Source organism: Clostridium cavendishii DSM 21758, from assembly GCF_900141845.1.
GTDB classification, from domain to species: domain Bacteria; phylum Bacillota; class Clostridia; order Clostridiales; family Clostridiaceae; genus Clostridium_AG; species Clostridium_AG cavendishii.
Genome location: NZ_FQZB01000021.1, coordinates 1 through 13605, shown reverse-complemented (window position 1 = coordinate 13605; position 13605 = coordinate 1). Strand labels below are relative to the sequence as shown.

The 13605-nt window shown below is 26.1% G+C and carries 12 protein-coding genes and 2 tRNA genes; 7 read left to right on the top strand and 7 right to left on the bottom strand.

The genetic code is table 11. The features are described 5' to 3' along the window. The first annotated feature begins 657 nt into the window (after positions 1 to 657). Complete coding sequence (locus BUB01_RS20120; RefSeq protein WP_072992689.1) at positions 658 to 897, top strand: AbrB/MazE/SpoVT family DNA-binding domain-containing protein; 240 nt, start codon at positions 658 to 660, stop codon at positions 895 to 897. Positions 898 to 1033: 136 nt separating this feature from the next. Here the strand turns inward: BUB01_RS20120 and rsmI are convergent, their stop codons facing one another. The 3 genes from rsmI to BUB01_RS20105 all read right to left on the bottom strand — a co-directional run bounded on the left by rsmI (position 1034) and on the right by BUB01_RS20105 (position 4157). Further along, positions 1034 to 1873, bottom strand: coding sequence for a 16S rRNA (cytidine(1402)-2'-O)-methyltransferase (gene rsmI, locus BUB01_RS20115; protein ID WP_072992686.1), 840 nt, complete (start codon positions 1871 to 1873; stop codon positions 1034 to 1036). An 8-nt stretch (positions 1874 to 1881) separates the two neighbouring features. Continuing rightward, positions 1882 to 2664, bottom strand: coding sequence for a tRNA1(Val) (adenine(37)-N6)-methyltransferase (locus BUB01_RS20110; RefSeq protein ID WP_423231132.1), 783 nt, complete (start codon positions 2662 to 2664; stop codon positions 1882 to 1884). A 218-nt stretch (positions 2665 to 2882) separates the two neighbouring features. Further along, a complete protein-coding gene (locus tag BUB01_RS20105) occupies positions 2883 to 4157 on the bottom strand; it encodes a C40 family peptidase (protein WP_084109072.1) in 1275 nt (424 codons plus the stop codon). A 321-nt stretch (positions 4158 to 4478) separates the two neighbouring features. Between BUB01_RS20105 and BUB01_RS20100 the strand changes: the two genes are divergently transcribed. Further along, positions 4479 to 5816: a peptidoglycan bridge formation glycyltransferase FemA/FemB family protein gene (locus BUB01_RS20100; protein WP_072992679.1), complete on the top strand. Its 1338-nt coding sequence runs from the start codon at positions 4479 to 4481 to the stop codon at positions 5814 to 5816. A gap of 127 nt (positions 5817 to 5943) precedes the next feature. Here BUB01_RS20100 and BUB01_RS20095 read toward each other — a convergent pair whose 3' ends face one another. After that, the gene (locus BUB01_RS20095) at positions 5944 to 6249 is read right to left on the bottom strand and encodes a hypothetical protein (RefSeq protein WP_072992675.1); all 306 of its coding nucleotides are present in this window, start codon (positions 6247 to 6249) and stop codon (positions 5944 to 5946) included. Between the two features lie 122 nt (positions 6250 to 6371). Between BUB01_RS20095 and BUB01_RS20090 the strand changes: the two genes are divergently transcribed. Continuing rightward, positions 6372 to 6447, top strand: a tRNA-Pro gene (locus tag BUB01_RS20090). A gap of 33 nt (positions 6448 to 6480) precedes the next feature. Here the strand turns inward: BUB01_RS20090 and BUB01_RS20085 are convergent. Continuing rightward, positions 6481 to 7869 (bottom strand): N-acetylmuramoyl-L-alanine amidase, encoded by a 1389-nt coding sequence (locus tag BUB01_RS20085; protein WP_072992671.1) that lies wholly within the window; start codon positions 7867 to 7869, stop codon positions 6481 to 6483. A gap of 428 nt (positions 7870 to 8297) precedes the next feature. Here BUB01_RS20085 and BUB01_RS20080 point away from each other — a divergent pair, with 428 nt between their 5' ends. After that, the gene (locus tag BUB01_RS20080) at positions 8298 to 8813 is read left to right on the top strand and encodes a phosphatase PAP2 family protein (RefSeq protein ID WP_084109069.1); all 516 of its coding nucleotides are present in this window, start codon (positions 8298 to 8300) and stop codon (positions 8811 to 8813) included. A gap of 77 nt (positions 8814 to 8890) precedes the next feature. Next, the gene (locus BUB01_RS20075) at positions 8891 to 9547 is read left to right on the top strand and encodes an HAD family hydrolase (RefSeq protein ID WP_072992668.1); all 657 of its coding nucleotides are present in this window, start codon (positions 8891 to 8893) and stop codon (positions 9545 to 9547) included. Between the two features lie 73 nt (positions 9548 to 9620). On the opposite strand, the gene BUB01_RS20070 is transcribed toward BUB01_RS20075, so the two are convergent. After that, positions 9621 to 10367 (bottom strand): peptidylprolyl isomerase, encoded by a 747-nt coding sequence (locus tag BUB01_RS20070; protein WP_072992665.1) that lies wholly within the window; start codon positions 10365 to 10367, stop codon positions 9621 to 9623. A 156-nt stretch (positions 10368 to 10523) separates the two neighbouring features. On the opposite strand from BUB01_RS20070, the gene BUB01_RS20065 reads away from it, so the two are divergent. Continuing rightward, positions 10524 to 10985 (top strand): peroxiredoxin, encoded by a 462-nt coding sequence (locus tag BUB01_RS20065; protein WP_072992662.1) that lies wholly within the window; start codon positions 10524 to 10526, stop codon positions 10983 to 10985. A 688-nt stretch (positions 10986 to 11673) separates the two neighbouring features. After that, positions 11674 to 13392: a Cof-type HAD-IIB family hydrolase gene (locus tag BUB01_RS20060; RefSeq protein ID WP_072992659.1), complete on the top strand. Its 1719-nt coding sequence runs from the start codon at positions 11674 to 11676 to the stop codon at positions 13390 to 13392. Between the two features lie 97 nt (positions 13393 to 13489). Here BUB01_RS20060 and BUB01_RS20055 read toward each other — a convergent pair. Then, a tRNA-Phe gene (locus tag BUB01_RS20055) sits at positions 13490 to 13565 on the bottom strand. Between the last annotated feature and the right edge of the window lie 40 nt (positions 13566 to 13605).

Here is a 13605-nt window from a genome sequence, read left to right as displayed (position 1 = left end):
AGTTTTTTTTAAAATTATTAACATTATCCACAGTCAGCATGTTGATAACATGTTTATTTACTGTGGATTACCTGTTAAAAATTAAACTTTATATTTAATTATTTAGAATTAGAATAAAAATCACGAAAATAAATTATGCACTTTTTTTACATTTATTCAATAGTTTTGAATTAAGCATTCATTCTTTATTTGTTTTTTATTACATATTTCGATAAATTAGTTATCCAAAATCATATTACTAACATATAATGTTATTAGAAATTATTCAATAAATTTATTACTGAATATGTTTTCGACAGAAAAAATAGGACATCCCATAAAATTACTTTTTTATTTTTATTTCTATCTTATATTATGATTTATTACAAATTACTATACTTTTATCATGTAATTAATAAATTTAATACTTTATTCCATATTTTTTTAATAATATCTTACTAAAATTATATATTTTTTATCAAACACTTTACATTTTTAGGTATTGACTTTTCAAAAAATTGGTAGTATATTTTATATATACATTTTGTTAAACAAAATTTAAGTAAAAAAATTGTAAATAATCAAATTTATTTATTAAAGGTATTGACTTAATATTACAACTTTGCTAATATTACATTGTAATTTGTCGAAAGGTGTAAAAACAAGGAGGAGAAAGTAATGAAATCAACAGGTGTAGTAAGAAGAGTGGATGAATTAGGAAGAATTGTTATTCCTATAGAATTAAGAAGAACATTAGATATAGCTGAAAAGGATGCTTTAGAAATCTATGTAGATGGTGAACAAATCATATTAAAGAAATATGAACCAGCATGTATCTTCTGTGGAGACGCAAGAGATGTTATAAATTACAAAGGTAAAAACATTTGTAAAAACTGCTTAGAAGAATTTAAAAAATAATATATAATTTTATAAATAATATATATTTATAGCGAAAAAGCACTTTAAATTTATTAAAGTGCTTTTCCGCTTTATGCTATTTAACTTTCCAATTTTTCTAAATTTAATATAAAATAATCATATCATATTTATGGATTTATATTTCTGTTGAGTGTTTATAAATCTCTGATTTAGGAACACCCCTATCTTTAGCAACTTTTTTTATTGCTTCTTTCTTAGTGAAACCTTCATCTATAAACTTTACTATATGTTCTTCAATACTTAGAGATTCCCATTCTGAAATTTTTTCTTGCTCTATTTCTTTTTTTGTTTTTCCTGATAAAACAAGCACGAATTCACCTCTTGGTACCTTTTCATTAAAATAAACTATACACTCATCTATAGAACCTCTATATATTTCTTCATGAAGCTTTGTAAGTTCTCTACATACAGCAATAGATCTGTTTCCTAAACTATCTTTAAGAATTTTTAATGTATCTACTACTCTATATGGTGATTCATAAAAAATTAGAGTTTCTGTTCTATCTTTAATATCATCCAATAATTCATTTCTTTCCTTGTTTTCTCTAGGTATAAAGCCTCTAAATAAAAACTTACTTGTATCTAACCCAGAATAAACTAACGCAGTTGTAAAAGCAGTTGCTCCTGGTAAAACTTCAAATTCAATCCCTTCGGTAATACACTTTTGAACCATTATAGTGCCTGGGTCAGAAATACCTGGTGTTCCCGCATCTGTTACTAATGCAATATTTTCTCCATTTCTAACTCTAGCTATAAGATCTTCACTTTTTCCTTGCTCATTATGCATATGATAACTTATTAAGGTTTTCTTTATCTCAAAATGATTTAAAAGCTTTAAACTTTGTCTAGTGTCCTCAGCAGCTACCAAATCTACCATTTTTAAAACTTCTAATGCTCTAAGTGTAATATCTCCTAAATTACCTATAGGTGTTGGTACTAAATATAATTTAGCCATAAACTTCCCTACCTCCCATATATATTATTTATTTCATCACTATATCTACCTTCATCGCTATAAATATATAATGGTGGTTCCCACTTTAAAAATGCTCCACCATCTCTTTGTCCTTCTACTAATACTATATTTGCAGCTTTTTTTGTATTTGGATGAACCATTCTTACTCTTTTAGGTTCAATTTTATATTTTCTCATAAGACAAAATATATCAGCTAATCTTTCAGGTCTATGTACAATATATAATCTACCATTATCCTTCAGAAGCAGTCTAGAAGCTTCAATAACGTCTTCTAAAGTACACATTATCTCATGCCTTGCTATAGCAGTCTTATCCTTAGGATTTAATATTCCTGCATTTTGAAGCTTATAAGGAGGATTAACAGTAACTACATCAAACTTATCTAGAGATTTTAACAAGCTTTTATCCTTTAAATCTCCATTTATAAATTTTATAGTCTCAAAAGTTGAATTTATTTGTACACTTCTATATGCCATTTCAACCATTTCTTCTTGTATTTCTAAACCTACAACTTCCTTAGGTTTTCTTTTACCAAATAAAATAAATGGAACTATTCCTGTTCCTGTACATAAATCCATAACTCTATGACTTCTCTTTACATTTGCAAAATTAGCAAGAAGAACCGCATCCACTCCAAACCTAAAAGCATCTTTTTTTTGTATCAAATGTATACCATCTAGTTGTAGATCATCTAAACTCTCATCTTCCTTCACTAATTTTATGTCTAAATCTTTTTCTTTGCTCATATCTTCTTCTCTTCCTATCAACATATAATATTTTTTATTATACCCAACCTACAACGATAAATCTACATATACCTAAGTATTCAAAGCTTGTACTTTCTTAATACAACCCTAGATAACATTCTAAAATTTAACTTTAAGTTAATATCTTAAAGTTTCAATTTATTATAAAAATTAATTTTAACTATGTATGCCTTTATATTAGTCTTAAAAAAAAGAGTTAGCAACTACGCTAACTCTTATAATTATCTTAATACTCTTCTTGCTGCAACATAATCCGATATCGGTCCTATTTTTACACCATCTCTTGGATTTGAAGCATGAATTATTTGTCCATTTCCCCAGTATATAGCTACATGAGATGGCGCTGAAGCCGAACCTCTTTCAAAAACTAAATCTCCTGGTTGTAAATCATTATATGATACTGGTGTACCTTGATTTATTTGATCATATGTTGTTCCTGATACGCCATATCCAAAATGTCCAAATACGTAAGATGTAAATCCTGAGCAATCAAAAGAACCTGGTCCATGAGCACCCCAAACATATGGCCTTCCTAGGAATTGTGATGCGTAATTTAATATAGAATTCGAACTAGCTGTCCCATTTCCACCTCTACTTGGTACTGATGATGTTGAACTTGCCACTTTTTGTTTTTCTTCTATAAGTGATTTAGCCTTTTCAATAGCTTTAACTAAATCTGCATCTACAGCTGGACTCTTTATTTGAGTTCTAATATTTCTTAAAGCATCTCTTGCACTCGTTAAATCATCAATTGAACTGCCTGAATTATTTATAACATCTATAAATGGTTGTACCATAGGTTTCTCAACAGCAGCTAAGTCAACTTCTATTTTACCCTTTTCCTGATTCAATTGACTTATAACAGATTTTTGTTCGTCTTTTTTCTTATTAAATTCATCTAACTTAGCTTTATTTTCAATGTTAAGCTTATCTAATTCTTCATTTTTAGTATTTAAATTTTTAACTTTATCATCTAATTCTGCTTTTTTAGAATTTAGCTCATCGATTATTTTATTATCCAGAGTTACAACTTTTCCAACCGCTTGAAACTTTGTTATCAAGTCACTAAAACTAGTTGAACTTAAAATAACTCCTAAATAATTCTCTGTAGTACCAGTTTTATATACTGCTCTCATTCTATCCCCTAAGACAGTTTCCTTTTCCTTAAGGTCTTCTTTTAGCTTGTCAACTTGTTTTTGAGTAGATTTTATTTCATTTTTTACTTTTGCTATTTCATTTTTATTTTTTTCTATTTGAGAATAAACTAATTCTATTTGATCTGTTAAATCGTTCATTTGCTTTTCTAAATCTTTAACCTTAGAATTTATATCATCTAACTTTTTAGTATCCTCTATCTTTTGTTGTTTTTGAGCATCAGTTAACGGAGCAGCAATTGATTGAATTCCTGTTCCCATAATTAAACTTACAGCAATTACTGTAGAAAGTATTCTCTTTTTCATTCTTTGAATTGTCCTTGTATTGATTATGGTATACAAGAACTTCCTCCTTCCCCCTTAAGAATTAAAATCTTAATATCTGCATTATAACATCAAACTATCAAAAATACTAATATAAAAAATTTCCATATTTGATTTTATCGTATAATTTTACATAATATTACATCCAGCAAACCTAGCATTTTCAACAGTTTATACTATTATATTATTTCTTTTCACATCAAAATCCTCTTTTTATTAACTTTTTGTAAAACATTCTTTTCCCTTGAACCTTCCACTTTTTCATATTACAATATATTTATGTTCATTTTCTTTTAATATGAATATAAATCCTATGCTTACTAAAGGGAGGAAATTTTTTTGTACAATTTTAAAGAAGTTGATTATTCAATAATAGATAAATTTAATGCTGATAATGATAAAGGTCATATATTTCAAACATCTTTTTGGTCTAAAGTAAAAAAAGATTGGAATGTAAAATTTTTAGGAGCCTTTGATGAAAATGATAATATGGTTTTATCAGCAACTATTTTACTTAGGAAGGCCCCATATGTAAATGCTTATATGGGATATATACCTAGAGGCTTTATATGTGATTATACTAATAAAGAACTTTTAATTGAATTTACTGAATTTCTAAGGACTTTTTCAAAGGAAAATAATATTAGTTTCTTAACAGTAGATCCTGATATTCATTTATCTGAAAATGAGAATACTTTAGAATCTGGTGAAGCTATTAAAGATTTTCTAAAAAGTTTAGGTTATAACAATACTGATTCTAAAAATTTTGAAGCTATTCAACCAAACTTTGTTTTCAGGTTACCACTACCTACTGAAGGTGAAAAAGAAGATATTAAGAAAATGATTTTCAAAAATTTCTCTTCAAAAACAAGATATAATATAAAAGTTGCTGAAGATAGAGGTCTTTCTGTAGAAGTTTATGATAAAAAGAATATTACAGAAGATATATTAACTAAATTCCATGACATAATGGTTACAACCGGTAAACGAGATAATTTCATAGTCAGACATAAAGAATATTTTAGAGATATGGTGGAATATATTTACCCATATTGTAGACTATATATGGTTAAATATAGTTATGAAAAAGACTTTAATAGATTAAATGAAAAGTTAAGTAAACAACAAGATAATAAAGTTAAAGCTATTGCTAAAATTGAAGAACTAAATAAAAAACTTCTTGAAGAAACTATCGAAGATAAAAAAGCAAGAATCCAAAAAAGAATTTCAGACCAAGAAACCAAATTAAAAGAGGCTGAAAGACAAGCAGAAGGTTTCACTAATAAAATAAAAGATATAGAGCAATTTAAAGGACAGGAATTCTATTTATCTGGTTCTATATACCTTTACTATGGCAATAAGGCTTGGTACCTTTATGGTGCATCAGAAAATGTGCTTAGAGATACTATGCCAAGTTCTGCTATGCAATGGGCTATGATAACAGATACTATAGACTTAGGTTGTTCTATATATGATTTTAGAGGCGTATCTGGTGATCTGAACCCTGAAAATCCACTATATGGTCTTTATAGATTTAAAAAAGGATTTAATGGAAATTTTGTTGAATTCATAGGTGAATTTGATTTAGTTATAAATAAATTTATTTATTCTTTATACAAAAAAGCTTTTCCTAAATTTAAAGAAATCAGAAATAATTTATTAAATAAGAAGCAATAAAAAAGGTGGAGTTATAGAAGTTTTTTACTTCACTCTAATAAATTCGATCCGTTAAAAACTTCTATAAATTCCCTTAGACTGCTAATAATAAGAAAAATAGAGTTTGGAAGATTTCCAAACTCTATTTTTATCTATATTTTTTATTTAATATTCTTTGTAATATAGAAGCTAAAAACATTAATACTATATAAGCTATTACTATGATATCTTTATATTGTGATAAAAATATATTTAATATAACTAATCCTAGTCCAATAAACCCCATAATTAAGTTAAACTTTGCATTGAAGGCAACATATTCTTGTTTATTGCTATATTTAGTTCCTTCTTTAAATTTTTCTATTGTTGATTTATTTAATAATAACATAATTCCTAATAAAATCATAAAAATACTAGGTATAAGCAATACTATTGTTGTAGCTGTTATGTTCATTTTCTCAACTCCTTTACATAGCTTCTATTATATACCACCAAATATGTTTAGTAAACGTTGATTATTTTTTATAAATTGTATTGACAAAAGCAGGCATACCTCATATAATAATATATGTACCTCGGGGTGTGGCGCAGATGGGAGCGCGCGTGGTTTGGGACCATGAGGTCGCAGGTTCAATCCCTGTCACCCCGACCAAAAAAAAGGAATTGCAAATAGCAATTCCTTTTTTTATTTAAATTTGTTTACAATATTTAAAACTTCCTCTATTACATTTTGATATTTTTTATTTTTTTGATTTAAAGTATCTACTGTAAGCTTTAATTCCTTATTTTCTTTTTGAAGTTTTTCTATTTCTGAGTCTACACCATTTAATAAATTCTTAATTTCTTCATATTCGTTTTTAAGTTTATCTAACTCAGCATTTTTATTATTTAGTTTTTCTCTTATACTACTTAAATTAATACTTAAGACATCTTTATCTACAACATTACTATTGTCTTTTCTAATATCATTATCCAAATCCACTATATTAAAATTGTCAACTATAATAGTATCTGAAATCTGAAACATTAGATTAATAACTTTCACACCATAGTCTTGAGTCGGCGACCATTTACCTGAGAGCTCCTCAACATATTTAACTGTCCCTAATAAATATGGAAAATGTCTCTGATCATTTGTATCATTTCTTGGATACCCATTAGCTCCTGCATATAAAGCTAAATGATCTAGATGAGCACTTACGCCTTCTTCCCAAGTATTAAACTTAGCATGTGAAGTAACTTTATCATCAGAACCTATACTATTTTTAAGTCCACATGGATTTCTGAAACTTTCATCTAAAATTCCACCAAATTTTCCAAAACCAGTTTCTAATGCAGCTTGTGCATATGCTACTACTGGATTAACTCCTCCATGATTAGAAACCAACTTCCAATATAAATCTGCCAAAGCAATAAATGTATCTGTGGCATTTTTATTCTTAGCCCATTGTTTAGCCTGATCTTTTAGCTCTGTTGCTTCTTCAATTATAGGTGTGAGTGTATCTGATTTAACCTGCGTCTTATCTCCTTCAGTATAAGGTTTACCTATATAATCTAAATAGCCTTTTGCTATATTTAAAGCTATCCTATCTTTAAAGCTATCACTCTTTAATAAATTTTCTTCTTTAGGATTACTTAAAAATAAAACCTCTACCAATATAGCTGGCATATCAGTTTCTCTAAGAACTGCAAAATTAGCAAATTTAACGCCTCTGTTAGTTAAGTTAATATCCTCTACTAAATATTTAAGAGCGCTACCTGCTAATTTTTCTCCTTCTCCACCTGGTGCTAATGCATATACCTCAGTTCCATTTGCTGCTGTAATATCAGCACTATTTATGTGTATACTAATAAAATGTTTTGCTCCTTCACTATTAGCTATTTGTGCCCTCTCTGATAAACCAACATAGCTATCGTCCATTCTTGTTTGTTTTACTGTTATCCCTTGACTCTTTAATATTTCTTCACACTTTTTAGCTATATAAAGTGTACATTCCTTTTCCTGAATTCCAGTGGGACCTATTGCTCCAGGATCCTTTCCTCCATGTCCAGCATCCAAAACTACATCGCTCATTAAATACCTCTATAAAAAATTAATTTCAATTAAAATATATTATTTATAGAAGTATTTATGCTAAAAAACTAACGTATTTACAAGTATTTTTTGATTTATTCCCTCTTTTCTTCAATCTCTGCTGAAAAAATTTCTTCCCTAGCTGCAGCTTTACATAATGCAAAACATAACGTAACCATAAAAAAAGTAATCATAAATATAAATATATATAACATATATATCCACCTCTTTCTCTACAATTATATTCATAGATATTAATATATTGCCTAAAAAAAAATTTTTTATTCTAATTTTGAGTTATACAAATTTCCTATACGGATAAACTATTCTATAGTAATTAATTTTAAACAACAATTAACTAATCTTAATAGCATTTTAAACTACTAACTATATAATAAAAATATACTTATAAATAGGATGTGATATTTGTGAATATACAAAACTTATTAATAAAAGATTCTAATCTTTTAAAAAAACTTAATAAAAAACTCAATTGTTCACTTCTAAATATTTTAATGCCTATATTAACTTATCTAGGCGCACCAAGCTTTTCTATAATCGTTATTATAATTTCATTTTATAAATACAGTATTTATAAAAATAATCTTACTTTTAATCTATTGACCTCTATACTATTAAGCACTTTAATATGCTATATATTGAAACATTTAGTTAACAGGATTAGACCCTTCTTATTAATAGAAGATTTAAATATAAAAAAAATAGGTATAGATGATTATTCATTCCCATCTGGTCATACAACCTTAGCTTTCTCTATAGCAATTTGCCTTTGTTTTTCATTTTCTAACTTTTCAATAATATTTTTAACTTTAGCAACGTTAGTAGGACTATCTAGAATATATTTAGGCGTTCATTATCCAACGGATGTTTTTATAGGTGCTTTTATAGGCACTGTTTGTCCTATTTTAATATGTTTTTTATAATTATATTTTTATTACTTGGTAAGCATCTAAATTAATACTATAATATAATTACGTAAATTCAACCAAGGAGGATTTCTATGTTTACTAATGTACAAGCAGCTATTTTTGATTTAGATGGAACTCTAATAGATTCTATGTGGGTCTGGGACAAAATAGATAATGATTATTTAGCTGAACTAGGCTTTAAAAAACCTGATAATTTAAAGGATGAGATATGTCATTTAAGCTTTGAGCAAACAGCTTACTATTTTAAAAATAAATTTAAAATAGATGCTACCATTAATGATATAATAACTACCTGGCATGATATGGCCTATAGGCATTATAAAGATACTATAAAATTAAAAGAAGGTGCTCTTGAACTTCTAACTGTATTAAAAGAAAGAAATATAAAAATTGCTTTAGCTACTAGTAGTTCACCTGAACTTTTAGAAATATGCTTAAAAAGTAATGGAATCTTTGATATTTTTGATGTAATAACCACAACTGCTGAAGTCTCTAGAGGAAAAAACTATCCTGATATTTATTTACTAAGTGCTCAGAAACTTTCTGTTGCTCCAGAAAATTGTATAGTCTTCGAAGATATATTACCAGCTGTAAAAGGCGCCTTATCTGCTGGCATGAAAGTTGTTGCAGTTTATGATGAAGCTTCTCATAATCATATTGAATTATTAAAAGCTCATTCTTCAAAATTCATATATACTTATTCTGATTTAGATATATATTTGAAATAATTGATTTCTAAATTTAATTTATAAATTATAATAAAAATAGACCTGCTTTATAAACAGGTCCATTTCTATATCTTTATTTTCTTTCAACTGTGTACTTTTCACTTAATTCTTTTATAAACTCTAAGTACTTTTGTTGTTGAGCTTGTTGAAGTAATTGATTAACTATCATTTGTTTAACTTCTTCAAATGGCTTAACAACAGCTTCCTTTTTCTCTTCTACTTTTATTAAATGATATCCAAATTGTGTTTGTACTGCATCACTTATTTTTCCAACTGGTAATTCAAAAGCAACTTTTTCAAACTCAGGAACCATCATACCTCTTGAGAATGATCCTAAATTACCACCTTGTTCTTTCGATGGACAACTAGAATACTTAGTAGCAGCTTCTTCAAAAGTTAATTCTCCATTTACTATTTTTTCTTTTATAGTATTGCAAGAATCTTCACTATCTACTAATATATGCTTTGCAACTACTGATTCTTGTTCTTTAAACATTTGACTATTTTCATTATAAAAATCTAAAACTTCATTATCTAAAACTGTAACCTTTGATAATATTTTATTAACAACTACTTGAGTTAAAATTTCTTTTTTCAATTTTTCAATTTGAATTTTATACTCTTCAAGATTTTCATAATCATTTTCTTTACCAAATTTGTACATTAGCTCGAAGCCTATTACTTGTTCTAATAATTGTTTTTTACCATCTTCAGTCCCTAACATAGCTTGTTGTTGCTGAGGATATCTAGCTAATATTTCTTGTAAATCACTTTCTGTAATTTCTTGTCCTCCTACAATTGCTAATACCTTATTGTCCATAATATATCTCCTTTTATAATTTAATACTACTTTATAATAACACATTGATAATATATATAAAATACATTTTTTCTATATATTATTAAGTAAAAACTTGATAATTAATAATTATTATTATATAATAATTTTATAATAATAATTATGGAGGTATAACTTATGTCATCTATTGAAATTAACAAAAAAGCCCCTGAGTTTTCATTAATCGGCTCAGATAATAATATTCATAAATTAACTGATTATAGAGGTAAAAAAGTAATCCTTTATTTTTATCCTAAAGATAATACACCAGGTTGTACTACTGAAGCTTGTGATTTTAAAGAATACTTTGAAAACCTTAAAGATTTAAATGCAATAGTTCTTGGAGTATCAAGGGACTCTTTAGCATCACATGATAAATTTATAAGTAAATTAGGTCTTCCTTTTATTCTTTTAAGCGATGAAAATGAAGAATTATGCAAACTATATGATGTAATAAAAGAGAAAAATATGTATGGCAAAAAAGTATTAGGAATCGAAAGAAGTACATTTATAATCGATGAGGATGGTATATTGATTAAAGAATTCAGAAAAGTTAAAGTTAAAGGTCATGTTGAAGAAATTCTTAACCTTTTAAAATAAAATTGATTTATCCGTAAAGGCAAAAAAGTTTAATATTCTTTTTTGTCTTTATTATTATTCGCCTTTATTATTAAAAGAGGTTAAACTGCTCCCGTTATTACAATAATCCACATAATTATTTATAAATTTTATAATTACTAAAATTTAATATAATTTTTATAGTTTATTTAATCTCTTATATAATATATAAAAATAGAAAATTTAATATATTACTTTTATGTATTATTCAATACAAACTTATTAATTGCATATCCAACTCCATTTTCCTCATTTAAGCAAGTTATATAATCTGCATTTATTTTTATTTCATTAATTAAATCTTCCATAACAATGTCAATACAAGAACTTATAAACTTTTTAAATTTTATTATATCATAATTACCTTTTTCAATATATAGTATATTTTTAAAGCATAGTGTTATATAAAGTATATGCCCTTATAGTAAATACTTGATATTATTCAAATAACATGTAATATAGTAGTTATAAAGAAACATTGTAATTAATTTTTAGTTAATAATTTATTTAAAATATACATTTTTGTATATTAATTCGAATAAAAATACTAAGGATTTTCTACTATACAATAAATGAAAGACTTAATTTATTTTCATATTATTATTTGTTACCTTCAAATAAATATTTTAAAATTTATTTTATTAAATTAAACTGTGAAAGGATATTAATTATGAATATTAAGGCAAGTATAATAATAAACTCTTGTAATAAAAAAATTTTATTAGAAAATACATTAGATTCATTAATAAAGCAGAATATATTTATAAATCAATATGAAGTGATAGTTTGTGAATATGGTACCTATGATAATACTTTAGATATTTTAAGTAAATATAAACATCAGTTAAATATTAAATATTTATATCAAGGTAATTTAAATTTAAAAATTTCAATAGATAGAAATATAGCAATACACACTGCAAGTGGAGAAATTTGTATTTTTATTCAATCAGGTATGATTTTAGAAAAAGATTTTATTAAAAACCATATATTATCTCATCAAGATAGTGATAAAAATGTTATTATTGGATATACATATAGTCAAAATAAAAATTTAAATATGCTATTTGAATATGAGAATAATATACCAAATATTAAAAATTATAGTTCTTATTTAAATAATCAAAGAGATATTTTATATTCTACTCTTGGAGATGAATTAAATGATTGGCCTGCCCCTTGGGTTGTATTTGATACATGTAATGTTTCGGCAAAACATAAATTTCTTTTATCTGTTGGAGGTTTTGACAATAATTATGAAAACTTTTTTGAAAGTGACATAGATTTAGGAATAAATCTTTATAAAAATGGAGGAATTTTTAAATTAGAAAGAAACCTCATTGGAATTGAAAGTACCGATTTCAACCCTAAAAAAGAAATTATGGATTATAAATTATTTGATAATAATAGGTTAGAAAAAATTAAATATTTGCACAAAAAATACCATTTAAATGAGATACTCTTATTATATAATTTTTCACTATTTGAACTAAATAATATACTTATGAAAAATAATAGTTTAAATAAAAAAGCCTCATATGACCTTTTATTAACAGATATGGATGGAACATTATTATATTCTGATAAAACTATTTCAAATATTACCGTTAATTGTATTAATATAGCCAAAAAAAATGGAAAAAGAATTGTAATTGCAACTGGTAGGGATATCTGGTTTATAAAAGATTTTTTAAAGAAAAGTAAACTTAAATTAGATATAATAGCCTTGAATGGAGCTCAAATATTTGATGAAAATGGCGAAATAATTTGGGAGTCAATCATTAAAATGGATAATATTAAAGAAATTATTGCTAAAATAGATTTCGACCAAGTTATTGTACAATTTTACACTAAGAAAAAAATATATATAAATAATCCAAAATACTTAGATACAATATTAGAAGGTTTTGCAATGTATAAATACAATGATTCTTCTAGAATTGATGAAGGAAAAACGTTGTATTACAACAGTTTTTTTAATAATTCAGAAATAATTACTAATATTGATGAATTATTGATAAATAAAGTTCCTATTTATAAGATTGAAATTTTAACAACCAATAGAAGTATATTATCAAAATTAAAAGAAAATTTAAGTTTAATATTTGGAATAACAGTTACTTCTTCATATATTAATAACATTGAAATTACAAACGAGAATATCAATAAAGGTCGAGCATTAACAGAATTGACTGAAAGAATAGGCGTTAGAAAAAATAAAGTAATTGCTGTAGGAGATAGCTTTAATGATTTAGACATGATAAGAGAATCAGGTCTTGGAGTAGCTGTTGCAAATGCTCATAAAGATATTATTAAAGAAGCTAATTATATTACAATAGCTAATTCACTAGATGGAGTAGCCCATATAATAGAAAAATTTATGATTTAAATCTAAAAATTTATTTTGAAATAATGTTAATAGAACTTAAAAAAGTTGACTCCTGTAAAATACAGGAGTCAACTTTTAATTGTATAATCTTCTTTTTTGGTGGCTCGAGCAGGAATCGAACCAGCGACACGAGGATTTTCAGTCCTCTGCTCTACCGACTGAGCTATCGAGCCACATGACCTGGCAACCACTTACTCTCCCACACAGTCTCCC